Source organism: Sphingobium sp. LMA1-1-1.1 (assembly GCF_040676365.1).
Taxonomy (GTDB): Bacteria; Pseudomonadota; Alphaproteobacteria; order Sphingomonadales; family Sphingomonadaceae; genus Sphingobium.
In genome coordinates, this window is sequence record NZ_JBEGHS010000073.1 from 134587 (window position 1) to 155485 (window position 20899).

Below are 20899 nucleotides of genomic sequence, written 5' to 3' on the forward strand. Positions count from 1 at the left end.
GCGTCCGTCAGGGACACAACCGCCTCGCCCCTTACTGGTTCATCGAGTCGAAGAAATCCTCGTTGGTCTTGGAATCCTTCATTTTGTCGAGCAGGAATTCCATCGCATCGACGGTGCCCATCTGCATCAGGATACGGCGCAGCACCCACATTTTGCTGAGCTTGGCCTTGTCGACCAGCAACTCTTCCTTGCGGGTGCCCGACTTGCCGACGTCGAGCGCCGGGAAGATGCGCTTGTCCGCCACCTTGCGGTCCAGCACGATTTCCGAGTTGCCGGTGCCCTTGAACTCTTCGAAGATGACTTCGTCCATGCGGCTGCCGGTGTCGATCAGCGCGGTGGCGATGATGGAGAGCGAGCCGCCCTCCTCGATATTGCGCGCGGCGCCGAAGAAGCGCTTGGGGCGCTGGAGCGCATTGGCATCCACGCCGCCGGTCAGCACCTTGCCCGACGAGGGCACGACGGTGTTGTAGGCGCGGCCCAGACGCGTGATCGAGTCGAGCAGAATCACCACGTCCTTCTTGTGTTCCACGAGACGCTTGGCCTTCTCGATCACCATTTCGGCGACCTGGACATGGCGCTGTGCCGGTTCGTCGAAGGTCGAGGAAACGACCTCCCCCTTCACGCTGCGCTGCATGTCGGTGACTTCTTCCGGACGCTCGTCGATCAGGAGGACGATCAGGAAGACTTCGGGATGGTTGTCGGTGATCGCCTTGGCGATGTTCTGGAGCAGGACGGTCTTGCCGGTGCGCGGCGGCGCCACGATCAGGGCGCGCTGGCCCTTGCCCTGCGGCGAAACGATGTCGATGACCCGGGCCGACTTGTCCTTGATCGTCGGGTCGAGCGTGTCCAGAACCAGCTTCTGGGTCGGATAGAGCGGCGTCAGATTGTCGAAATTGACGCGATGGCGGACGACTTCGGGATCGTCGAAATTGACCGAGATGAGCTTGGTCAGCGCGAAATAACGCTCGCCATCCTTGGGCGCGCGGATTTCGCCCTCGACCGTGTCGCCGGTGCGCAGGCCGAATTTGCGGACCTGGTTGGGCGAGACATAGATGTCGTCCGGGCCGGCCAGGAAATTCGCCTCCGGGCTGCGCAGGAAGCCGAAGCCATCGGGCAGCACCTCGATCGTGCCCTCGCCCATGATCTGTTCGCCATTATCGGCCTCGACCTTGAGGATGGCGAACATCAGGTCCTGCTTGCGCAGGGTCGACGCGCCTTCGACGCCCAGCTCCTCCGCCATGGTCACGAGTTCGGCGGGCGCTTTTTTCTTGAGATCCTTGAGGTGCATTCGCGTGAAGTCCGATGGAATGAGAAACAGAGGAAGTATTGGGGAAGGCTGACCCGGCTCATGACTCGGGAGAACCCGCGCCGGACGGGCGGGATAGAATGTTTGGCGTTTAGCGATCCGACATGGCCCAAGTCAAGGTGGCTGAGCCATGGGCGAGCGGTAAATTGGGAATATGCGCCCTGCCGCCAATGAAATGGGATGGGCGGAACCGGCGCGGCCATGCTATACAGGGATAAAATAAGGAGGAACGGGAGATGGGACGCTGGCGCGCCGCTCTGGGCATGGCGATGGTGATCGCCAGTCCTGCGCTTGCCAGCCCTGCCCCCATGAGTCCTCCTCCTGTCAATCCTCCTGCCATCAGTCCTGCCCCCGTTGCGCAGGACCGTCCTGCTCTGGACCCGGATGATCCGCCGGCCGTGATCCGCACCGTTGCGAGCGACGACGCGCGCATCACCATCCCCATCCAGATCGACGGCAGGGGTCCGTGGAACTTCGTCGTCGATACCGGATCGCAACGCACGGTCATTTCCCGCGCTTTGGCCGAACGGCTCGCCCTGCCCCTGCGGGAGCGGGTGACGGTGATCAGCATGACCGGCCGGGCCGAGGTGGACACCGTTTCGGTTCCGCGCCTGGTCTTCGGCAAGACCGTAGTGGACGATATCGAGGCGCCCGTGCTGGAGGGGGAGCATATCGGCGCTGCCGGCCTTCTGGGTCTGGACGGCCTCCATGCCAAGCGGCTGCTGATGAATTTTCGCACAGGACGGATGGAAATCAGCAGCAGCCAGCGGAGCTTGCGCGATCCCAACGTCATCGTGGTCGAGGCGCGGCGGCGAAAGGGGCAGTTGATCCTGCTCGATTCCGACGTGAACGGAATGAAGGTCAGCATCATCCTCGACACCGGCACATCGATCAGCGTCGGCAACATGGCGCTGATGAACAGGCTGCTGCGCAAGAAGAAGGCGCCTCCGCTGAAGCTGGTGTCGTTGACCAGCGTGACCGGGGAGACGTTGTTCGGCCAGGCGGGACTGATCGAACGGGTGCGGATGGGGCAAGTCATGCTCAGGGCGATGCCGGTGATGTTCGCCGATGCCCAGCCCTTCGCGGAACTGGAGCTTCAGGACAAGCCTGCGCTGCTGCTCGGCATCGACGCGCTGAAGTTGTTCGACCGGGTCGCGATCGATTTCGGGCGGGGGAAGGTCGACTTCCTGCTGCCGGACACGGGGCTGCTCGACCAGAAACGCTTTGCGACGGCGCAGAGGGCCGCAGGCTAGAGCGATTTCCCCGAAAACCGCCCAGGGGTGCTTTTTACGGTAGCGCAACCTTGGCCTTGCAGACGCATGCCGCGCCGCAATCAGGGCGCATTCTGGCGTTGTTGCTGCTGCTGCTGCTGCCGGTTGCGGCCCAGCACATTGTCGATCCACTGCTGGTCCAAACGGGGCGGCTGCGGGCGGTCGGCGGAATTGGGCGCGGCCTGCTGGCCGTCTTCAGGCTGGGCCTCATCCTGGGGCGGCTGTTGTCCCCGCTCGATCGGCAATCCGTTTTCATCGACCATCATGCCGCCTTCGGTCCCGCCGTCGGGTTGGCCATAATAGGCCTCGTTATCCGGTTCGAGCTGCCATTCGGGCAAAGTCACCTGGGTTTCGAACTGTTCGACCGGGCGTTTCGCGACGGCGACCTTCATATAGTCGGCAAAGGCACGCGCGGGTGCCCGGCCGCCCTGGAGAACGCCGACGGCGTGCGCGTCGTCGCGGCCCATCCAGACCCCGGTGGTGATGCCGCTGGAAAAGCCCAGGAACCACCCGTCCTTGTTGCTGCTGGTGGTGCCGGTCTTGCCGGCGACGGGGCGGCCGATCTGCGCCGCCCTGCCGGTGCCGGTGCTGACGGCGGTCTGCATCAGGTCGGTCATGCCCGCCGCGACCCAGGGCGCGACCAGTACCCGGCTGGTGTCATCCTGATGCTCGTAGAGGACGCGGCCTTCGGAGGTCGTCACCCGGGTGATGCCATAGGGAGTCACGGCCACGCCCTTGCGCGCGATCGAGGCGAAGGCGCGAGTCATGTCGATCAGGCGCACGTCCGACGTGCCTAGCACCATGGAGGGATGGGTGTTGATCGGCGTGGTGATGCCAAAGCGCCGCGCCATGTCCGCCACGGTGGGGAAGCCCACCTCCACGCCCAGCTTCGCCGCCACGGTGTTGACCGAATAGGCGAAGGCGGTGCGGATATCGATGTCGCCGGAGAAGCGGCCGTTGCTGTTGCGCGGTTTCCACCCGTTGATGTCGACTGGACTGTCGGTGATACCGGTATCGGGCGTATAGCCCGCCTCCAGCGCGGCCATGTAGACGAAGATCTTCCACGCCGACCCCGGCTGGCGCGTCGCGGTGGTGGCGCGGTTGTAGTTGGAACTCACATAGTCCAGTCCGCCGACCATCGCCCGTACCGCGCCATCGCGGTCCAGCGAGACCAGGGCGCCCTGCGTTCCCGTAGGCACATTGGCCTGGATCGCAGCGGTCGCGGCCTTCTGCATGCCGAGGTCGATGGTGGTATAGACCTCCAGCGGCTCATTGGGTTCGTCGATCAGCGTGTCGAGCTGAGGCAGCGCCCAGTCGGTGAAGTAGCGAACGCTGTTCTGCGGCGGTTCTGGGGCCATCTTGACGGCTTCCAGGCCGGCATTGGCGCGCTCCGCTGCGCTGATCTTGCCGTTTTCCTCCATCAGTTCCAGCACCACGCCCGCCCGGCCCCTGGCGGCGTCGGCGTCGGCGGTCGGGGAATAGCTGGAGGGTGCCTTCACCAGACCGGCGACGATCGCGGCTTCGGGAAGGTCGAGGCTGGTGGCGGGATGGCCGAAGAATTTCCGGCTGGCAGCGTCGATGCCATAGGCGCCGCCGCCGAAATAGACCTTGTTGAGGTAAAGCTCGAGGATCTGCCGCTTGGAGAATTTGCGCTCCAGCGCGAGGGCCAGCACCATCTCCCGGACCTTGCGGCCCCAGCTGTAGCTGTTGTTGAGGAAGATGTTGCGCGTCACCTGCTGGGTGATGGTGGACGCGCCCTGCCAGCGCCGCCCGCTGCCGCGACGTTCCAGCGCCACCCAGGCGGCGCGGGCCATGCCGATGGGATCGACGCCGGGATGAAGATAAAAGCGCTTGTCCTCGGTCGAGACCATGGCATCGACCATCACCGTCGGGATCTGATCGTAGCTCAGCCAGCGGCCGAAGCTGGGCCCCAGGGAGACGATGACGCTGCCGTCGGCGGCGTGGACGCGGATCATCTGGCCATTGGGCGAGGATTTCAGCGATTCATAGTCGGGCAGCGACTGATAGGCGATCACCACCGCCACCACGATCGCGACAAGCGCGCTGAGGCCGCCGACAAGGCCGATCTTCAGACCCCGCACCAGCCATGTCTTCACTCTGCCCCGCGGTTCGCTGCTCTTGCCTGATCGTGCCATGGTTCGCCCGGATATGCGCTAAACGGAAAGGCGGCCAGTGGAAAAGCCGTGCAGGCCGCGCAAAATCTCCAGCGTCTTTGTGTTTTCCGCGATTTGCCGGCCGCCAGTGATGCCATCGACCAGAATCGCCCCAGGGTTTCAAGAGAAAGTCCGCTGTACCGGCGATGAACCGTTATTCGGCGTCGTCACGCGGCTGGAAATCCAGCGACGCGCTGTTCATGCAATAGCGCAGGCCGTTGACGCCCGGCCCGTCGGGAAAGACATGGCCCAGATGCCCGCCGCATTTTGCGCAGCGGACCTCGGTGCGGATCATGCCATGGCTGTTGTCGCGGATTTCGTCCACCGCGTCGATATCGACGGGGGCGGTGAAGCTGGGCCAGCCCGATCCGCTGTCATATTTTTCCTCGGCATCGAACAATTCTGTGCCGCAGCCGGCGCAGAAATAGCGGCCATCGGCCTTGTTGCCGTTATATTTGCCGGTGAAGGCCCGTTCCGTGCCGCCCTCCCGCAGGATATGATATTGTTCGGGGGAAAGGCGCTCGCGCCATTCGGCGTCGGTCAGGTTGAGCTTGTCCATGCCGGCAATATGGCGGTCGGTGGCCGTCCGATCAAGCGCTTAGGAAGGCTCCGCGCATCGCCATCATGTTCCCGGCTTCCTGGGGACATGACAGATCCTACCGGTCCCGCGCCGCCTGGCGGGCGATGGCGAGCAGTTCATGCCTGACCATGAGATCGCCCAGGCCCCTGCCGGACCGGCTCGCCCGTTCGGCCTGGGCGAGGCGCTGGATGACGCGGGCGATACCGCCGGCGTCCCATATGCGGACCTGGCGCGTGACGACGCCCTTTTCCTTCCAGAACACCGCCTTGCCCGCCGCCTCTATCGCGCCTTCCAGCCTGCCGCTGTCATCGAAGTCAGCGCGGATATTGGCAAGCAGCATGGCGCGGGTCAGCAGCGGGCGGAGCACGGCCGCCATCGCCGTCCCCGCCTCCGCCAGGCGCCCCAGTTCGCGATGCATGCCGCGCAGGTCGCCGCCCAGGACCGCGTTCACCAGCGGTCCGGCGTCGCTGTCGGGATTATCGGCGGAAAGCGCGTTCAGCGCCTCCTCCGTCGCCTCGCGCGGGCGATCCGGGGCGGCATCGAGATAGAGGATCAGCTTCTCCACCTCGCCCGCCATCAATGCGCGGTCGCCATTGGCCAGGTCCGCGATGCGGCGACCCAGTTCGGACGAAAGGCGCAGCCCCCCTTCCCGCGCGATGGCGATGGCGATCTGCTCCGCCTCCCGCGCGTCGGGTTGGTAGGAGATGAAGGCCATGGTCTGCTTGTGGTCCAGCACGAGCTTGAGCAGCTTCGAGGTGCCCTTGAGCGCGCCTGCTATGGCAATGACGGGATTGCCGGCCGCCTCCGCCTCCAGCAGGGCGTTGAGGGCGGGCAGCGATTCCTCCCCCATGCCCGTGATGCGGATCCAGCGCTTGTCCCCGAACATGGAGAAGGACGCCGCTTCATCCGCCAGCCGCGCCGGATCGTCGCGCAGCGTCTGCCCGTCCAGGTCGATCCGCTCGGCGTCCGGCCCCATGGAGCGCTCCAGCCGCCTGGCGAGTGCCGTGCTGCCCGCTTCGTCGGGGCCATAGAGCAGGAAGAAGCGGCAGTCGGCGGCCGACCCCTGGCCTGCTGCGTCGAGCGCCTTTTCGATCTGGCCCCGATTGGCCTTCAACGCGACCTGTCCCGCGTTGCGAAACGGGCGAGCCGGGCAATGATCTGGTCCGCGATGGTCTGGGAAAGCCGCTCGAGCGCCGTGTCTTCCGCCGCGATCGTCGCATATTCGCTGGAGACGACGTCAATGCCGACGTCCGATCCGGCGGTATCGTCCAGAACCTGCGCGCCGGTGGCGCCGTCGATAAGCTGGTAGCGCGCGCGCAGGGTCCGTCGCTCGCGCGTGACGGCGGCGTCGGAACGCAGGCCGAAGCCACTGATGTCATCGTCCAGCTTCACCACCAGCTTGTAGCTGGGTCCGGTGCCGGTCATCGCCGCCAGCCGGTCGTTCAGCGCGTTGCGCACCAGCCAGCCACCCTTGCCCTGGATCGGCTGCACCTCGACATGGCCCAGCGCCTGCGCAACCGCGCCATGGCTGCCCCCGCCATAGACGGGACGCAACCCGCAGGCGGAGAGGGAGGCAAGCAAGAGCAGCGGCAATAAAGGCTTCATGCGCAATCCTATACCCGTTGGCCCCGGGCTTGTCGAAGGGCTGTGCTCTCCCAGGGAGAAGCGCAGGGCTTCGACAGGCGGGGCCCGAACCGATGCCTGGAGTTCAGACGACCAGATTCACCAGACGGTCCGGCACCACAATGACCTTCTTCGGCGTAGCACCGTCCAGAGTCCTCACCACATTGGGCGCGGCCAGGGCGAGGCGCTCCAGTTCCTCCTTCGCCGTGCCCTTGGGCACGGTGATGGTGTCGCGCAGCTTGCCCATGACCTGACAGGCGATGGTGACCTCATCCTCCACCAGCAGCGCGGGATCGACGGCGGGCCAGCCGGCTTCCGCGATCAGTCCCTCCTCGCCCATGTCCGCCCACGCCTCCTCGGCGAGATGCGGCGTCATCGGCGCGACCAGCAGGGCCAGCGCCCGGATCGCCGCGCTGCGGCTGGCCGATGGCTTCGCCTTTTCGACCGCATTGGTGAGTTCGTAGATTTTCGCCACCGCCTTGTTGAAGGACAGTGCCTCGATATCCTTCGCCACGCCGTCGATGGTCTGGTGCAGCTTGCGGTCCAGCGCCTTGTCCGCTCCGTCGGCGACCTTGTCGGCCTCCCCGAACAGGCGCCACAGGCGGTTGACGAAGCGCCAGGAGCCTTCGATGCCGGCTTCGGTCCAGGGCAGGTCGCGCTCCGGCGGGCTGTCGGACAGCATGAACCAGCGGACCGCGTCGGCGCCATATTGGGCGATGATGTCATCGGGATCGACGACATTCTTCTTCGACTTGGACATTTTCTCGACACGGCCGACCGTAACGGAGGCGCCGCCGTCGATCATCACGACCTTGTCGCCCTGCCGCTCCACATCCTGCGGGGCGAGCCAGGCGCCGTCGGGCGACTTGTAGGTCTCATGCGTCACCATGCCCTGGGTGAAGAGGCCGGTGAAGGGTTCGGCAAAGCCCAACTGCCCCATATGCTGGAGCGCGCGGGTCCAGAAGCGCGCATAGAGCAGGTGCAGGATCGCATGTTCCACGCCGCCGATATATTGGCCGACGGGGAGCCACTTCTCCACGGTTTCCCGGTCGAACGGCCTGTCCTGCGGCTGGCTGGCGAAGCGGATGAAATACCAGCTTGAATCCGCGAAGGTGTCCAGCGTGTCGGTCTCGCGCTGCGCCGCCTTGCCGCATCGGGGGCAATCGACATGCTTCCAGGTCGGATGCCGGTCCAGCGGATTGCCCGGAACGTCGAAGCCGACATCTTCGGGCAGCACCACGGGAAGCTGGTCCTTGGGCACGCCCACGGGACCGCAATCCTCGCAATGGATGACCGGGATCGGCGTGCCCCAATAGCGCTGGCGCGAAACGCCCCAGTCCCTTAGCCGGAAGACGGTGGTGCCGGTGCCCCAGCCGCCTTCTTCGGCGCGGCGGATCACTTCCGCCTTCGCTTCCTCGACGCCCAGGCCGTTGAGGAAGCCTGAATTCACCAGTCTGCCGGGGCCGACATAGGCCTCCTCGCCAATGCCCTTCTGCTCATCGCCCTCGGCCGCGACGACGCGCTCGACCGGCAGCATATATTTGCGCGCGAAGTCGAGATCGCGCTGGTCATGGGCCGGAACCGCCATGACGGCGCCGGTGCCATAGTCCATCAGCACGAAATTCGCCACGAACAGCGGCAGCTTGTGCCCGGTGAAGGGGTGGATCACCGAAAGGCCGGTGTCGTATCCCTTCTTCTCCTGGGTTTCGATCTCGGCAGCGGCCGTGCCGGTCTGGCGGCATTCCTCCGCGAAGGCGGCGAGCGCCGCATCCTTTTCCGCCAGCGCCAATGCGATCGGGTGATCCGCTGCGACGGCCGCAAAGCTGGCGCCGAAGATCGTGTCAGGCCGGGTCGAGAAAACCTCCAGCTCCCCGATTCCGCCCACCGGCGCATCCAGCTTGAAGCGGAACTGCAATCCCACCGACTTGCCGATCCAGTTTTCCTGCATCAGCTTCACCTTGTCGGGCCACTGGTCGAGCGTCTTGAGGCCGGCCAGCAGATCATCCGCGAACTGTGTGATCTTGAGGAACCATTGGGACAGCTTGCGCTTTTCGACCGGGGCGCCGGACCGCCAGCCCTTGCCGTCGATAACCTGCTCGTTCGCCAGCACGGTCATGTCGACCGGATCCCAGTTGACGGCGGATTCCTTGCGATAGACCAGGCCGGCTTCGAGCATGTCGAGGAACAGCGCCTGTTCCTGGCCGTAATAATCCGGCTCGCATGTCGCCAGTTCCCGGCTCCAGTCCAGCGCGAAGCCCAGCTTCTTGAGCTGCGCGCGCATCGTCGCGATGTTGGAGCGGGTCCAGGCGCCCGGATGCACCTTCTTCTCCATCGCGGCGTTTTCAGCCGGCATGCCAAAGGCGTCCCAGCCCATCGGGTGGAGCACCTCATGCCCGGTCATCCGGCGGAAACGCGCCAGCACGTCGCCCATCGAATAATTGCGGACATGGCCGATATGGATGCGCCCGGAGGGATAGGGGAACATCTCCAGCACATAGGAACGCGGCTTGTCGCTGCTGTCGGACGCCCTGAACGTCTGCTTCTCGTCCCAGACGGCCTGCCAGCGGGCATCGGCCTCAAGCGGGTTGAAGCGCCTTTGCATGGATGATCCTTAACTCAACTGCCGTTCGCCCCGAGCCTGTCGAAGGGCCGTAATTCCGAAGAAACGCACAGGGCTTGGACAGGCTCGGCCCGAATGGAATATAAGTTGCGGTCAGCCCGCGATCGCCATGCGGCGCAGGTCGCGCGCCTTGGTCAGGATGATCTCTTCCAGCTTCTGCACCGTCGCCGCCTGCACTGGCGCGTCGACCCATTGGCCGCCCTGGCTGACCTGACGGCTGGCGGCGATGCGCAGCGCGTCGGCGCGCAGATCCTGGTCGAGGATCGAGACGGTCAGCTTCATCCGTTCATTGGGGCTGTTGGGATTGGCGTACCAGTCGGTGACGATCACGCCGCCGTTCGAATCCGTCTGCACCATCGGCATGAAGGACAGGGTGTCGAGGCTCGCGCGCCACAGATAGGCGTTGACGCCGATGGTCGTCACCTTCGATGCGGCGAGATCCGCCTTGGGGCGGTCCTTGGCGCCGCCTCCGCACGCGGCGAGCGGCAGGAGTGCGGCCAGCAGCAGACCGGAGGAAAGGCGCGAAGAAAAGCGGCGGACCATCATTATTGTCCCATCAAACGAGTAAATGCCTCGCTTCTATAGAGGACCGGCGGCAATGGGCAAGGGGGACTCCGGGACATGGCGGCAACGGCCCGCCGCGCAACCGGAATGAGTCCTGTGTGTTCCGTGCAACAGCTCGGACAAAAAACGGGTAGCGCTCTACCAATTACAGCGCCTTCCTTATATGAAGGACGATAGAAAACTAGTCGGCGGGGAAGAGATTCGGATCATGGGCCTGAAAAGGGGACATATGGCGTTGGCAGGCTCGGCAGTTGCCGTGGCCGGCTTCATGCTGTCTCCTGCGATCGGCGCCGCGACCGACCTGGTGCGGATGCGGGCCGAAATCCCGGTTTCGCTGGGCGCATTGGGCAGTATTTCCTCCTTCACGCCGACGACCAAGGATTCGCGCCTGGCGGCCGCTTATGCGAAGATCGCCGCGTCCGCGAGTCGCCAGAATTTCCGCTTTACACCCACCAGCGGATCGCTGAGCGGGCAGCGTTCGGTGACCGTCATGGTCCGTGCCGCCGACCTGAACGATCGTGTCGCGGTTAGCCGGACGATCGATGCGGTGAATATCGCGCCAGTCGCCTTCAGCCTCAACAGCGCGCATAACTGGCGCAAGTTCGCCCTGCCCGAAACCGTCGGTCGCAAGGAGCTGGACCCGGTCGCCGTCGAGCCGATGGCAGGCGCCAGGAATTTCTCGCTGGATCAGGAGCGCAAGGATCGTTTCAGCACGAAGGTGCTGATCGAGAGCCGCCGCGAACCCGCCGCGACGATCCGCAACCCCAGTGCGGACAAGGATTATTCGCTGGACCTGGCGAGTTCCTATTCGCTGACGCGCAACCTGAACGTCACGGCGGGCGTGCGCTATAATAACAGCTTCGCCGGACGGCTGACGCCCATGACCGATGATCGGCAGGACGCGCAGGCCGTTTATCTGGGCACAATCTTCAAATTCTAAAAAAGATCAGGATGGGCAGTATCCTGCCTTCCCTGACTTTTGCCGTGTCCGCTGTTCATTCCGGTTAAGCCGAACTATGTTCCGGCCTCTGGCACCTCGCCCTTCCATTCGGGCAGGACAGGCGGGGCTCCCCATGCCGATCGGCAAAGATGCGCCTTCAGGGTTCACCCTGATCATAGCGTGTGCCACCACAGCCATTCAGCGTCCCTTCGCCGAAAGCGAGCGCTACGCGGTCGGACCAGACCGCATCGCTCATGCCATCGCTGCATGGTCCTTCGGTGACGGTCATCGAAAAACCCTCGCCCATAAACCGCACGGCGCGCCCGTCGTCGTTCCGCGATATCGCATAGCGGGCCGGCGCCTTGTCGGGCCGTTCTAGCAAGGCGGTGGAGCCCTTCACCGTCACCGCCCAGAAAGGCTCGGTTCCGATAGCGCGATAGCCATTTTCCGCAGGACGCCTGACGTCCGCAGAGTCTTCCGCTGAGTTGGCCGGCGCGCTTCCATCTGTTCCACGTGGAACCTTTTGTGGAATATTCTCAGAAACTTGGCTTGGCGCCGGGTCAGGCATGGTGATTGGTGTGGAGGCATGAGATTGCGCGACATTGGCCGCGGGCATCTCATCCTTGCCACATCCCGCCAGCGCAACGGCCAGGGCCAATGGCAGCAACCGCCTCATGCCTTTTTCAGACCTCATTCCGCCGAAAGCAATCCAGCGCATGATCGTTCACCATCCCGATCGCCTGCATCCACGCATAAACGATGGTGGGCCCCACAAATTTGAAGCCCCGCTGCTTGAGATCCCTGGAAATCGCCTCTGAAAGATCGGTCCTGGCCGGGAAGGTCAAGCCATCATTCCGGATCGGCTGGCCGTCGACGAACCCCCAGGCATAGGTCGAGAAATCCTCGCCCCCATCCCGCATCGCGCAGAAGATCCGAGCGCCCATGATCGTCGCCTCGATCTTCGCGCGGGCCCGGACGATGCCGGGGTCGGCCATCAGCCGATCGACATCATCCTCGCCGAATGCCGCGACCCTGTCTGGGTCGAAGCCTGCAAAGGCAACGCGAAAACTTTCCCGCTTGCGCAATATGGTGATCCAGCTCAGCCCCGCCTGGAAGCCCTCCAGCATGAGCGTTTCCCAGAGCATCCGCGGATCGCGTTCCGGAACGCCCCATTCGCTGTCATGATAGGCGCAATAGAGCGGGTCCGTCCCGGCCCAACCGCAACGGACCTGCTCCATCGGATCAGACGTCCAGATTGGCGACGTTCAGCGCATTGTCCTGGATGAACTCGCGCCGCGGTTCCACCACATCACCCATCAGCCTGGTGAAGATTTCGTCGGCCACGTCGGCCTGCTCGACCTCCACCCGCAGCATGGAGCGATTATCGGGGTCCAGCGTGGTTTCCCAAAGCTGTTCCGCATTCATTTCGCCCAGGCCCTTATATCGCTGGATCGCCAGTCCCTTGCGCCCGGCGGCGAGGATTGCCTCCAGCAATTCGCTGGGCCGGGTGACCGCAGTCGAACCCTTGGTCGCGACCGGCAGTTCGTCCTCTCCAGCCTCCTCGGCGGCGGCTGCCGCCTTGGCCGTGACCAGCCGGCTGGCGGTGCGATAGCTGTCCGCTTCCTCGGTCGCGATGGCGTGCAGCTTGCGCGCTTCGGCCGAACCGATGAAGCCTGCCTCGATCATATGGTGGTCGGTGACGCCGCGCCACAGGCGCTCGAAATGAAAGCCGCCCTCCTCCGCGATCCGGCCGCTCCACCTGCCTTCATCGTCCTGCGCGTCCATCCAGCGGACGGTGTTAGCCAGGCGATCGGCCTGCGCCTCCTGGCTGAGTTCCGGATCAAGCGCGGCGTTGATCGCCAGCGCCTCGATGATTGCGGGATTGTAGCGCCGCGGGACATAACGCATAACCGCCCGCATCCGCCGGCCATGTTCGATCAGGTGGCGCAGGTCTTCGCCCGAGCGCATGCCGCCGGTCGTTTCCAGCGCCATGGATTCAACGCCATTGTCGACCAGATATTGTTCCAGCGCGGCTTCGTTCTTGAGGTAGACCTCCGACCGGCCCCGCGTCGCCTTGTATAGCGGCGGCTGGGCGATGTAGAGATGGCCCGCCTCGATGATCTGCGGCATCTGGCGGTAGAAGAAGGTCAGCAGCAGCGTGCGGATGTGCGCGCCATCGACGTCGGCGTCGGTCATGATGACGATCTTGTGGTAGCGCAGCTTTTCCAGGTTGAAATCATCGCGGATGCCCGTGCCCATCGCCTGGATCAGCGTGCCCACCTCCTTGGACGACAGCATCCGGTCGAAACGGGCGCGCTCGACGTTCAGGATCTTGCCCTTCAGCGGCAGGATCGCCTGATTATGGCGGTTTCGTCCCTGCTTTGCCGAACCGCCGGCCGAGTCACCCTCCACCAGGAACAGTTCGGACTTGGCGGGGTCGCGTTCCTGACAGTCGGCCAGCTTGCCGGGCAGGGACGCGATGTCCATCACGCCCTTGCGCCGGGTGAGTTCACGCGCCTTCTTCGCGGCTTCGCGCGCGGCGGCGGCGTCGATCACCTTCTGCACGATCAGGCGGCCATGCTGCGGGTTTTCTTCCAGCCACTCCGCCATCTTGTCCGCCATCAGGCTTTCCAGCGGCTGGCGCACTTCGGACGAAACCAGCTTGTCCTTGGTCTGCGAGGAGAATTTGGGGTCCGGCAGCTTCACCGACACGATGGCGGTAAGCCCCTCCCGCATGTCTTCGCCGGTCAGCGAGACCTTTTCCTTTTTCAGCAACCCCGATTTGTCCGCATAATTGTTGAGCGTCCGCGTCAACGCCGCGCGGAACGCGGCAAGGTGCGTGCCGCCGTCCCGCTGCGGAATGTTGTTCGTGAAACAGAGGACATTTTCATAATAGCTGTCGTTCCATTCCAGCGCGACGTCGATGGTGACGTCGTCGCGGCTGCCCGAAATGGCGATGGGATCGGGCATCAGCGGCTGCTTGTTGCGGTCCAGCCACTTTACGAAGGCCGCGATGCCGCCCTCATAGAACAGCTCGATCTCTTTCTTCTCCTCATGCCGTGCATCGACCAGGAACAGCCGCACGCCCGAATTGAGGAAGGCGAGTTCGCGATAGCGATGCTCCAGCTTCTCGAAATCGAATTCGGTGTGGTTCTTGAAGGTGCCGCCGTCGCCGGGCACTTTCTCGGTCGAGGGAAGGAAGGTCACGCGCGTGCCCTTCTTGCCTTCTGGCGCGTCGCCGATCACCTTGAGCGGAGCGACGGCGTCGCCATAGGCAAAGCGCATATAATGCTCCTTGCCGTCCCGCCAGATATGGAGGTCAAGATATTCGCTGAGCGCGTTCACCACGGAAACGCCGACGCCATGCAGGCCGCCCGACACCTTGTAGGCATTGTCGTCCGAGGTATTCTCGAACTTCCCGCCGGCGTGGAGCTGGGTCATGATCACCTCTGCCGCCGACACGCCCTCTTCCTTGTGGATGTCGGTGGGGATGCCGCGGCCATTATCCTCGACGCTGACTGAACCGTCGGGATTGAGCGTGATGAGGATGCGGTCGCAATGGCCGGCCAGCGCCTCGTCTATCGCATTGTCGCTGACCTCGAACACCATGTGGTGCAGGCCCGAGCCGTCGTCGGTGTCGCCGATATACATGCCCGGGCGTTTGCGAACGGCGTCCAGACCTTTCAGGACCTTGATGCTGTCGGCGCCATAGGCGTTGTTGTTGGGGCTGTTCTGAATTTCCTCGCTCATGCCGAGCATATAGGGAAAAGGTCCAGCAAACTAAAGCGAAACATGGCGGCTATCGCCTGCCCGAAGCAAGGTCTATCACGCGCCTATGCGCATGATCCTAGCCCTGGCCCTGATGCTTGCCGCCTGCTCCAAGAGCAGCGACGTGCTGGAGGAACTGCCCAACAGTTCCCTGGCGGGTGCGCCGCGGGACGAGATGCCCGATACCCGGCTGGAATCGCATCTCGTCCGCCCCGTGACCATCGGAGAGGACGGTCCGCGCCTCGACGCCTGCGGCGCCATGGGCCAGGCGGTGCGCGTCGGCGCCAGGGGCGCGTCGGTGCGTGCCGCGCCCTTTGCCGACGCCCGGGAAACCGCCCGGATGGCGGAGGGCAGCCGCGCCTGGATCTGCACCCGCAGCCTCGACCAGAAGTGGCTGGGGATCGTGCTGGCTCCCGAACCCCCGGCCGACAATGCAACGGCGCCGATCGATTGCGGCGTCGCTGAACCGGCGGATCGCAAGCAGCCCTATGACGGCCCCTGCCCCAGCGGCTGGGTGTCGAGCGCCGCGATCCGGCTGATCGCGGGCTAGGGAAGAGAGCGTCGAGGTTCTGCGCCTAGATGCCGCCCAGATAGTCCAGCTTGCCCAGAGGCACGCCCGCCTGGCGCAGCAGGGCATAGGCGGTTGTCACATGAAAATAGAAATTGGGTAGCGCAAAGCCCAACGCATGGTTGCGGCCGGTGAAGGGGAAATCGCCGCGCGGGGTCTTGAGCACGACCTGCGCATCCTCCTGCCCGTCGATGCGTTCGCGAGGCACGGATTCGAGGAAAGCGATCGTCTTGGCGATCCGCTGCTGCAACTCGGCAAAGCTCTGTTCGGTGTCGGGCATGGGCAGCGGGTCAAGTTGGCCGATGCGGATGATCGCGCCCTTGGCGCTATCGCTGGCGAATTGGACCTGGGCGGTGAGGGGCGCCATGTCCTCGATCAGCCTCGCGCTGGTCAGGGTCAGCGGATCGATGCCCTTTTCCTGAGCATAGGCGGCGGCCTTGTCCAGGATTGCGGACAGGTTGCGCAGGCCCCGGATGAAGGTGGGAACGGTCAGATCATATAGATCGGTGGCCACTAGGCTCTCCTCATATCGTGCCGACAGGATGCCATAGATATGGCGGCTGGTGCCGCTGTCGATACCCGGGCCAAATAAAAGGACCGGCCGGCGGGTCTCCGTGCCGGCCGGTCAGGGGGCAAAGGGCTCAGGGGAGGGCGGGCGCTTCCCGCGGCGCGATGGTGAAGAAGGGCAGGGCATGGTGGACGATCCAGCCGATCGTCGCCGCATAGAGCAAAGTCCCGAGTCCAACCGTGCCGCCCATCAGCCATCCGATCGCCAGCACGCCGATTTCGATGCTGGTGCGCACCCATTTGACCGGCCATCCCGTCCGGCGGCAGAAGCCGGTCATCAATCCGTCGCGCGGTCCCGGTCCCAGCCCTGCACCGATATAGGCGCCACCCGCAATGCCGTTGAGGACGATCCCCGACGCCAGCCAGATGCAGCGCATGGCATAGCCGTCCGGCGTCGGCAGGATCATGAGGCTGAGGTCCACGGCCGTCCCGATCACCGCTATGTTGCAGAGGGTGCCCAGGCCCGGCCGCTGGCGCAACGGCCACCACAACAGCAGGACCGCCGCGCCGACCAGATTGACCGTCATGCCGAAGCTCAGGCCGAGCCGCGACGCGAGCCCCTGATGCAGCACATCCCAGGGATCAAGGCCGAGATTGGCGCGCAGCATCACGGCCATGGCAAAGCCATAAAGGTTGAGGCCCCAGAAAAGCTGGAAAAGGCGGCGCGGCATCATCATGGCTTTTCACATCGGGCAAAATGGCCTTTTACAAAACAGCCATTATCGGATAATTGGCCTCTTCGTTCTCTGGATCGGAAGCCTTTGCCATGTCCACTTCTCTTCTGCGGCCCCCTTCCCTGCTTCGCCTGCTGGGTGCCTGGCGTGCAGAGGGCAGCGCCGAACCGGCCTATCGCCAATTGGCGCAGGCGCTGCGGATGCTGGTGCTGGACGGGCGCGTCGGCCTGAACGTCCGTCTGCCCGGCGAACGGGAACTGGCCGCCGCGCTGGGGCTGAGCCGCACGACCATTGCCGCCGCCTTCGACCGGCTCCGCGACGAGGGCTTCCTTGAAAGCCGGCAGGGATCGGGGAGCGTCACGCGCCTGCCGCCCGGCCGGATGGAACAGGCCCTGCCGGAGATCGAACTGACCGATGGTGTGGATATACTGAACTGGACCCATGCCGCACTGCCGGCTGCGCCTGGCGTTGGTCGCGCCTGTCAATTGGCGGTGGAGGCCTTGCCCGCCTTTCTGGGCGAACTGGGCTATGATCCTTTGGGCCTGCCGCCGTTGCGCCGGGCGATCGCGGCGCATTATGAGCGGCGCGGATGCCCGACCAGTCCCGACCAGATCATCGTCACCAATGGTGCACAGCAGGGACTTTCGCTGCTGCTGCACTGGCTGGCGGGGCCGGGGGACCGGGCGGTGATCGACCATCCAACCTATCATAATGCGATCCAGGCCCTGCAGCGCGCCCATGTCGTGCCGGTGCCGGTCGGCCTGCCGGCGCAGGGATGGGACATCGACGCGATGGAGGCGGCCTTCCGCCAGACCAGCCCGCGTTTCGCCTATATCATCGCGGATTTCCACAATCCGACCGGGCGCAGCATGGACCCGGCCACCCGCCGCGCATTGGTGGCGGCGGCGACGCGCAGCCACATGCCGCTGATCATCGACGAGACCATGGCGGCGATGGGCCTGGACAATATGCCGCCGCCGCCGGTCGCCGTGCATGATCCTTCGGGACGGCAGGTCATCACCCTGGGATCTGCCAGCAAGATCTTCTGGGGCGGATTGCGCGTCGGGTGGATTCGCGCCGATCCTCAGACCGTGGCGGCGCTGGGCCGCCTGCGCACGACGATGGACATGGCCAGCCCGGTGGTGGAACAGCTTGCCGTCGCGCATTTGATCGACGGTGATGAAGGACTTGGTCCACGGGCGGCGATGCTGCGCGGACGCCGGGACCATCTGCTGGCTCTGATCGAGCGGCACCTGCCGCATTGGCGTGCCGAATCCCCCGCCGGCGGCCTGTCGCTATGGGCGGAACTGCCGCGGGGGGAGGCGACGGCGCTGGCCGCCATTGCCGAGAGCCACGGGGTGCGTGTCGCGCCGGGGCCGCGCTTTGGCGTGAGCGGGGCATTCGAGCGCTTTCTGCGCCTGCCCTTCACCCTGCCGGAGGAGCAGTTGACGATGGGCGTGGAGCGGTTGGCCGAAGCCGATGCGCGGCTTCATGCCCGCACGCCGCGCGGTCGTGATTCGGTGGCCGCCGCGCTGGAGGCGGATCGGCTCATCTGACCTGAGATCACCGCCTCCCCTGGACATATGGAAAAAGGGCCGCGCGGAATGTCCGCGCGGCCCTTTTTTCGCAGAAGCTGCAGCCAGTCGGCTTATTTGCCTGCCTTGTAGCGTTCAATCGCCTCCAGCGTGATGCGGCGGGCGTCTTCCGCGCCGCCCCAGGTGCCGATCCGCACCCATTTCTGCTTTTCCAGATCCTTGTAGTGGGTGAAGAAATGTTCGATCTGCTCCATCACGATGCCGGGCAGATCGTCCTTTTCACCCACATTGTGGTAATAGGGAAAAGTCTTGTTGTCGGGCACGCAGACCAGCTTCTCGTCACCGCCGGCTTCATCTTCCAGGTTCAGCACGGCGATGGGACGGGCGCGCACGACCGAGCCGGGCACGAAGGGCGAGCGGGCGATGACCAGCGCGTCCAGCGGATCGCCGTCGGGCGACAGGGTGTGCGGCACGAAGCCGTAATTGGCCGGATAGCGCATCGGCGTATGCAGGATGCGGTCCACGAACAGCGCGCCGGAAGCCTTGTCGAACTCATATTTGACGGGCTCGCCGCCGACCGGAACCTCGATGATGACATTCAGGCTGTTGGGCGGATCGTCGCCGACCGGGATCAGTTCGATATTCATGGGACTTCAAGCCTTTTTCGATACGCGTTGGCGCTACGGGTGATTATGTTTTCGGTTTCAGCAGCCGGTCCAGGCTGCCTTCACCCTCTCCTGTCTTTTCGAGGCGCGGATAGCGCAGGCCGCCTGAATATGCGAGGGTCAAAGTGCGATAATATTTGTCCTGCTTAAGTATGATCTGCAGCGGCTTTCCAGCCTTGATCGCCGCCTTGAAAACGTCGCCCGAATATTCGTCGCCATTGATCGCGACGATCCTGGAACCGATGGCAAGGCCTGCCTTGAAGGCCGGGCTGTCCCAGACGACATTGCTGATCTCCCCGTCATTCTTGACGATCAGGCCGATGCCGAAGCTCTGGTCGGTGAACTTGCCCGACCCTTCGGCCGCCTTCGTGATGGCGCCCGGCGTGTCGCCATAGACCAGCTTGTAACCGCCCAGGGTGAAGCCGCCCTTGGGCGTTTCCCTGGTGGTGCTGTCGACATATTTCTGGAAGAAACCGGCCCAGTCATAGGGCGCGACCGCGTTGAGCGTCTTGATCACATCCCCGCGATTATAGACGACCTGCCCCCAGTCGCCGGGATTGATGCCGAAAAAAGCCTTGGCGAAATCGTCGAGGCCCCTGGCGCCCCTGGTCTGCTGGCGGATGATCGCGTCCGCCTCCAGCCAGATCATCAAGCCCTCATTGTAATAATCCTCCGACCGTTGCCAGCTCGACCAACCCTTGGGACGCCGGGCGGAGATGATGGGGTCATGGGTGGTGTCTTCCATCGGCCGCCATTCGCGGCCCCGCGCCGTGTCCAGCCTGGCCGCGATATGGGCATAGGCGTCGAGCGTTTCCTGCTTGCTGAACAGACCCGAACGGGCGCCGAGCACATAGCCCCAGAATTGCGTCTGCCCTTCATAGACCCAGAGCAGATTGTCCTGCATCGGCACGTTGAAATCGGGCGTCCACAGCAGGTCGGGGCGGCGGAACTTGCCGTCCCAGCTATGGGTGAATTCATGCGGCAGCAGGTTGCGGTCCAGCAGCGCATCGCCATCGCCCCATTTCTTGAAATAGCCCGGTTCCACCTGATTTTCGGAGGAGCGGTGATGCTCCAGCCCGATGCCGCCCATTTCGTCGGTGATGGCGAACAGGAAGTCATAATGGTCGAAATGATAGGTACCGAAAAGGGCGCCCGCTTCATCGACCAGCTTCTTGTGCTTGGCGATCTGGTCGGGCTTGGCATCCAGCTCGTCGGCATCGTCCGCGACGATGTTGAGCGTCACATTATGGCCAAGGTCGACGGGCTTGAAATAGAGGCCGGCGAACACCGGCGAATCCTGCAAGGCTTCATAATCGATCGTCTCATAGGCGACGGTCGATCCGGTCTTCCTGCCGCGCAGCGCGGTCGCTGCCTGCCAGCCATCGGGATAGGTGACGGTCGCCTGGATCGGGATCTGGCGGGTATAATAACCCGCCGGATAGAGCGACACCGACTCCCACTGAATGTTGAGCATCTTGGGCGTGACGACGACGCGGCCCTGATTGGGCTGGGTGGCGGAAAGGAACTGGAAGGATGCGACGACCTGTTTCGTCCCCTGCGGAACGTCGATCACGAAGCCGAAGACGTTGAGCGGGTCGCGCTTCCATGCCAGCGGCTTGCCGTCGGCGGTGAAGCTGAGGCCGTCCAGCTTCTCGATCTGCCCGCGCGGCGCGTGATTGCCGGGCAGCCATTGCGGCATCAACAACGTCATGGGCCCGCCCTGGACGACGGGGATGGTTTCCTTGACGCGGAAGATGCGCTGCACCGTGTCGGTGGCGTCGACCTCCAGCCGGATGGCGCCGCCCGGATAGGGCGCATCTTTGGGCGTCGGCGCGGCATTGTCGACCGGCAGCGCCGTGGGTTTGGAGCGGATCGCATCCTGCGCGATGAGCGGGGTTGCGATCGCCGTGGAAAGGAAAAGGGCGGCAGCAAGGCTGCGGATCATGAACATCTCCGAAAAAGCGCTCGGTCGAACGACCGTATAACAACAGAATGGCGAGCCATTCCGCTCTCGTCCACCCCCAACTCTACTTGACATATTTTA

18 protein-coding genes are annotated in these 20899 nt (G+C 64.2%); 4 read left to right on the forward strand and 14 right to left on the reverse strand.

All coding sequences use genetic code 11. The features are described from left to right. Nucleotides 1–31: 31 nt before the first annotated feature. Nucleotides 32–1288, reverse strand: coding sequence for a transcription termination factor Rho (rho, locus tag MRBLMA1_RS21475; protein ID WP_133654500.1), 1257 nt, complete (start codon nt 1286–1288; stop codon nt 32–34). Nucleotides 1289–1542: 254 nt separating this feature from the next. On the opposite strand from rho, the gene MRBLMA1_RS21480 reads away from it, so the two are divergent. Next, on the forward strand, nt 1543–2559 hold the full coding sequence (locus tag MRBLMA1_RS21480) for an aspartyl protease family protein (RefSeq protein WP_363739754.1): 1017 nt from the start codon (nt 1543–1545) through the stop codon (nt 2557–2559). Nucleotides 2560–2639: 80 nt separating this feature from the next. On the opposite strand, the gene MRBLMA1_RS21485 is transcribed toward MRBLMA1_RS21480, so the two are convergent. The 6 genes from MRBLMA1_RS21485 to MRBLMA1_RS21510 all read right to left on the reverse strand — a co-directional run bounded on the left by MRBLMA1_RS21485 (nt 2640) and on the right by MRBLMA1_RS21510 (nt 10117). After that, nucleotides 2640–4733 carry a transglycosylase domain-containing protein gene (locus MRBLMA1_RS21485; RefSeq protein WP_363739756.1) on the reverse strand — a complete coding sequence of 698 codons (2094 nt, stop codon included), beginning with the start codon at nt 4731–4733 and terminating at the stop codon, nt 2640–2642. Between the two features lie 172 nt (nt 4734–4905). After that, on the reverse strand, nt 4906–5310 hold the full coding sequence (gene msrB, locus MRBLMA1_RS21490; RefSeq protein ID WP_133654503.1) for a peptide-methionine (R)-S-oxide reductase MsrB: 405 nt from the start codon (nt 5308–5310) through the stop codon (nt 4906–4908). Between the two features lie 97 nt (nt 5311–5407). Next, the gene (gene holA, locus MRBLMA1_RS21495) at nt 5408–6445 is read right to left on the reverse strand and encodes a DNA polymerase III subunit delta (RefSeq protein ID WP_133654504.1); all 1038 of its coding nucleotides are present in this window, start codon (nt 6443–6445) and stop codon (nt 5408–5410) included. Continuing rightward, nucleotides 6442–6936 carry an LPS assembly lipoprotein LptE gene (gene lptE / locus MRBLMA1_RS21500; protein ID WP_363739759.1) on the reverse strand — a complete coding sequence of 165 codons (495 nt, stop codon included), beginning with the start codon at nt 6934–6936 and terminating at the stop codon, nt 6442–6444. The genes holA and lptE overlap by 4 nt, the downstream gene beginning before the upstream one ends. Nucleotides 6937–7039: 103 nt before the next feature. After that, nucleotides 7040–9556: a leucine--tRNA ligase gene (leuS, locus tag MRBLMA1_RS21505; protein WP_363739761.1), complete on the reverse strand. Its 2517-nt coding sequence runs from the start codon at nt 9554–9556 to the stop codon at nt 7040–7042. A gap of 111 nt (nt 9557–9667) precedes the next feature. Then, nucleotides 9668–10117: a DUF3576 domain-containing protein gene (locus MRBLMA1_RS21510; protein ID WP_363739802.1), complete on the reverse strand. Its 450-nt coding sequence runs from the start codon at nt 10115–10117 to the stop codon at nt 9668–9670. A gap of 229 nt (nt 10118–10346) precedes the next feature. On the opposite strand from MRBLMA1_RS21510, the gene MRBLMA1_RS21515 reads away from it, so the two are divergent. Then, the gene (locus MRBLMA1_RS21515; protein WP_363739763.1) at nt 10347–11078 is read left to right on the forward strand and encodes a hypothetical protein; all 732 of its coding nucleotides are present in this window, start codon (nt 10347–10349) and stop codon (nt 11076–11078) included. Nucleotides 11079–11235: 157 nt separating this feature from the next. Here MRBLMA1_RS21515 and MRBLMA1_RS21520 read toward each other — a convergent pair whose 3' ends face one another. Genes MRBLMA1_RS21520 through gyrB form a run of 3 tightly spaced genes read right to left on the reverse strand, consistent with a single transcriptional unit; the run spans nt 11236 to nt 14828 of the window. Then, on the reverse strand, nt 11236–11742 hold the full coding sequence (locus tag MRBLMA1_RS21520) for a membrane-like protein (protein WP_363739804.1): 507 nt from the start codon (nt 11740–11742) through the stop codon (nt 11236–11238). A 19-nt stretch (nt 11743–11761) separates the two neighbouring features. Continuing rightward, a complete protein-coding gene (locus tag MRBLMA1_RS21525) occupies nt 11762–12316 on the reverse strand; it encodes a DNA-3-methyladenine glycosylase I (protein ID WP_363739765.1) in 555 nt (184 codons plus the stop codon). Nucleotides 12317–12320: 4 nt separating this feature from the next. Continuing rightward, the gene (gyrB, locus tag MRBLMA1_RS21530; protein ID WP_363739767.1) at nt 12321–14828 is read right to left on the reverse strand and encodes a DNA topoisomerase (ATP-hydrolyzing) subunit B; all 2508 of its coding nucleotides are present in this window, start codon (nt 14826–14828) and stop codon (nt 12321–12323) included. 85 nt (nt 14829–14913) lie between these two features. Here gyrB and MRBLMA1_RS21535 point away from each other — a divergent pair, with 85 nt between their 5' ends. Beyond that, a complete protein-coding gene (locus MRBLMA1_RS21535; protein ID WP_363739769.1) occupies nt 14914–15396 on the forward strand; it encodes a hypothetical protein in 483 nt (160 codons plus the stop codon). A gap of 25 nt (nt 15397–15421) precedes the next feature. Here the strand turns inward: MRBLMA1_RS21535 and MRBLMA1_RS21540 are convergent, their stop codons facing one another. Beyond that, the gene (locus MRBLMA1_RS21540) at nt 15422–15928 is read right to left on the reverse strand and encodes a DUF1993 domain-containing protein (RefSeq protein ID WP_363739771.1); all 507 of its coding nucleotides are present in this window, start codon (nt 15926–15928) and stop codon (nt 15422–15424) included. A gap of 127 nt (nt 15929–16055) precedes the next feature. Beyond that, the gene (locus MRBLMA1_RS21545) at nt 16056–16658 is read right to left on the reverse strand and encodes a YczE/YyaS/YitT family protein (RefSeq protein ID WP_363739773.1); all 603 of its coding nucleotides are present in this window, start codon (nt 16656–16658) and stop codon (nt 16056–16058) included. 89 nt (nt 16659–16747) lie between these two features. Here MRBLMA1_RS21545 and MRBLMA1_RS21550 point away from each other — a divergent pair, with 89 nt between their 5' ends. After that, the gene (locus MRBLMA1_RS21550; protein WP_363739775.1) at nt 16748–18211 is read left to right on the forward strand and encodes a PLP-dependent aminotransferase family protein; all 1464 of its coding nucleotides are present in this window, start codon (nt 16748–16750) and stop codon (nt 18209–18211) included. A gap of 92 nt (nt 18212–18303) precedes the next feature. Here the strand turns inward: MRBLMA1_RS21550 and ppa are convergent, their stop codons facing one another. Both ppa and MRBLMA1_RS21560 read right to left on the reverse strand, forming a co-directional pair. Next, nucleotides 18304–18837, reverse strand: coding sequence for an inorganic diphosphatase (ppa, locus tag MRBLMA1_RS21555; protein WP_363739777.1), 534 nt, complete (start codon nt 18835–18837; stop codon nt 18304–18306). A gap of 43 nt (nt 18838–18880) precedes the next feature. Further along, entirely contained in the window at nt 18881–20800 is a 1920-nt protein-coding gene (locus MRBLMA1_RS21560; RefSeq protein WP_363739779.1) for a M61 family metallopeptidase, read from the reverse strand. Nucleotides 20801–20899 lie beyond the last annotated feature (99 nt).

Bases quoted from the DNA above. Each gene is read 5' to 3' on its own strand.
- msrB (WP_133654503.1), bottom strand. From the start codon at position 5,310: ATGGACAAGCTCAACCTGACCGACGCCGAATGGCGCGAGCGCCTTTCC.
- MRBLMA1_RS21510 (WP_363739802.1), bottom strand. From the start codon at position 10,117: ATGGTCCGCCGCTTTTCTTCGCGCCTTTCCTCCGGTCTGCTGCTGGCC.
- MRBLMA1_RS21485 (WP_363739756.1), bottom strand. From the start codon at position 4,733: ATGGCACGATCAGGCAAGAGCAGCGAACCGCGGGGCAGAGTGAAGACA.
- MRBLMA1_RS21535 (WP_363739769.1), top strand. From the start codon at position 14,914: ATGCGCATGATCCTAGCCCTGGCCCTGATGCTTGCCGCCTGCTCCAAG.
- MRBLMA1_RS21545 (WP_363739773.1), bottom strand. From the start codon at position 16,658: ATGATGATGCCGCGCCGCCTTTTCCAGCTTTTCTGGGGCCTCAACCTT.
- gyrB (WP_363739767.1), bottom strand. From the start codon at position 14,828: ATGAGCGAGGAAATTCAGAACAGCCCCAACAACAACGCCTATGGCGCC.
- rho (WP_133654500.1), bottom strand. From the start codon at position 1,288: ATGCACCTCAAGGATCTCAAGAAAAAAGCGCCCGCCGAACTCGTGACC.
- leuS (WP_363739761.1), bottom strand. From the start codon at position 9,556: ATGCAAAGGCGCTTCAACCCGCTTGAGGCCGATGCCCGCTGGCAGGCC.
- MRBLMA1_RS21480 (WP_363739754.1), top strand. From the start codon at position 1,543: ATGGGACGCTGGCGCGCCGCTCTGGGCATGGCGATGGTGATCGCCAGT.
- MRBLMA1_RS21525 (WP_363739765.1), bottom strand. From the start codon at position 12,316: ATGGAGCAGGTCCGTTGCGGTTGGGCCGGGACGGACCCGCTCTATTGC.
- MRBLMA1_RS21550 (WP_363739775.1), top strand. From the start codon at position 16,748: ATGTCCACTTCTCTTCTGCGGCCCCCTTCCCTGCTTCGCCTGCTGGGT.
- MRBLMA1_RS21515 (WP_363739763.1), top strand. From the start codon at position 10,347: ATGGGCCTGAAAAGGGGACATATGGCGTTGGCAGGCTCGGCAGTTGCC.
- MRBLMA1_RS21560 (WP_363739779.1), bottom strand. From the start codon at position 20,800: ATGATCCGCAGCCTTGCTGCCGCCCTTTTCCTTTCCACGGCGATCGCA.
- ppa (WP_363739777.1), bottom strand. From the start codon at position 18,837: ATGAATATCGAACTGATCCCGGTCGGCGACGATCCGCCCAACAGCCTG.
- lptE (WP_363739759.1), bottom strand. From the start codon at position 6,936: ATGAAGCCTTTATTGCCGCTGCTCTTGCTTGCCTCCCTCTCCGCCTGC.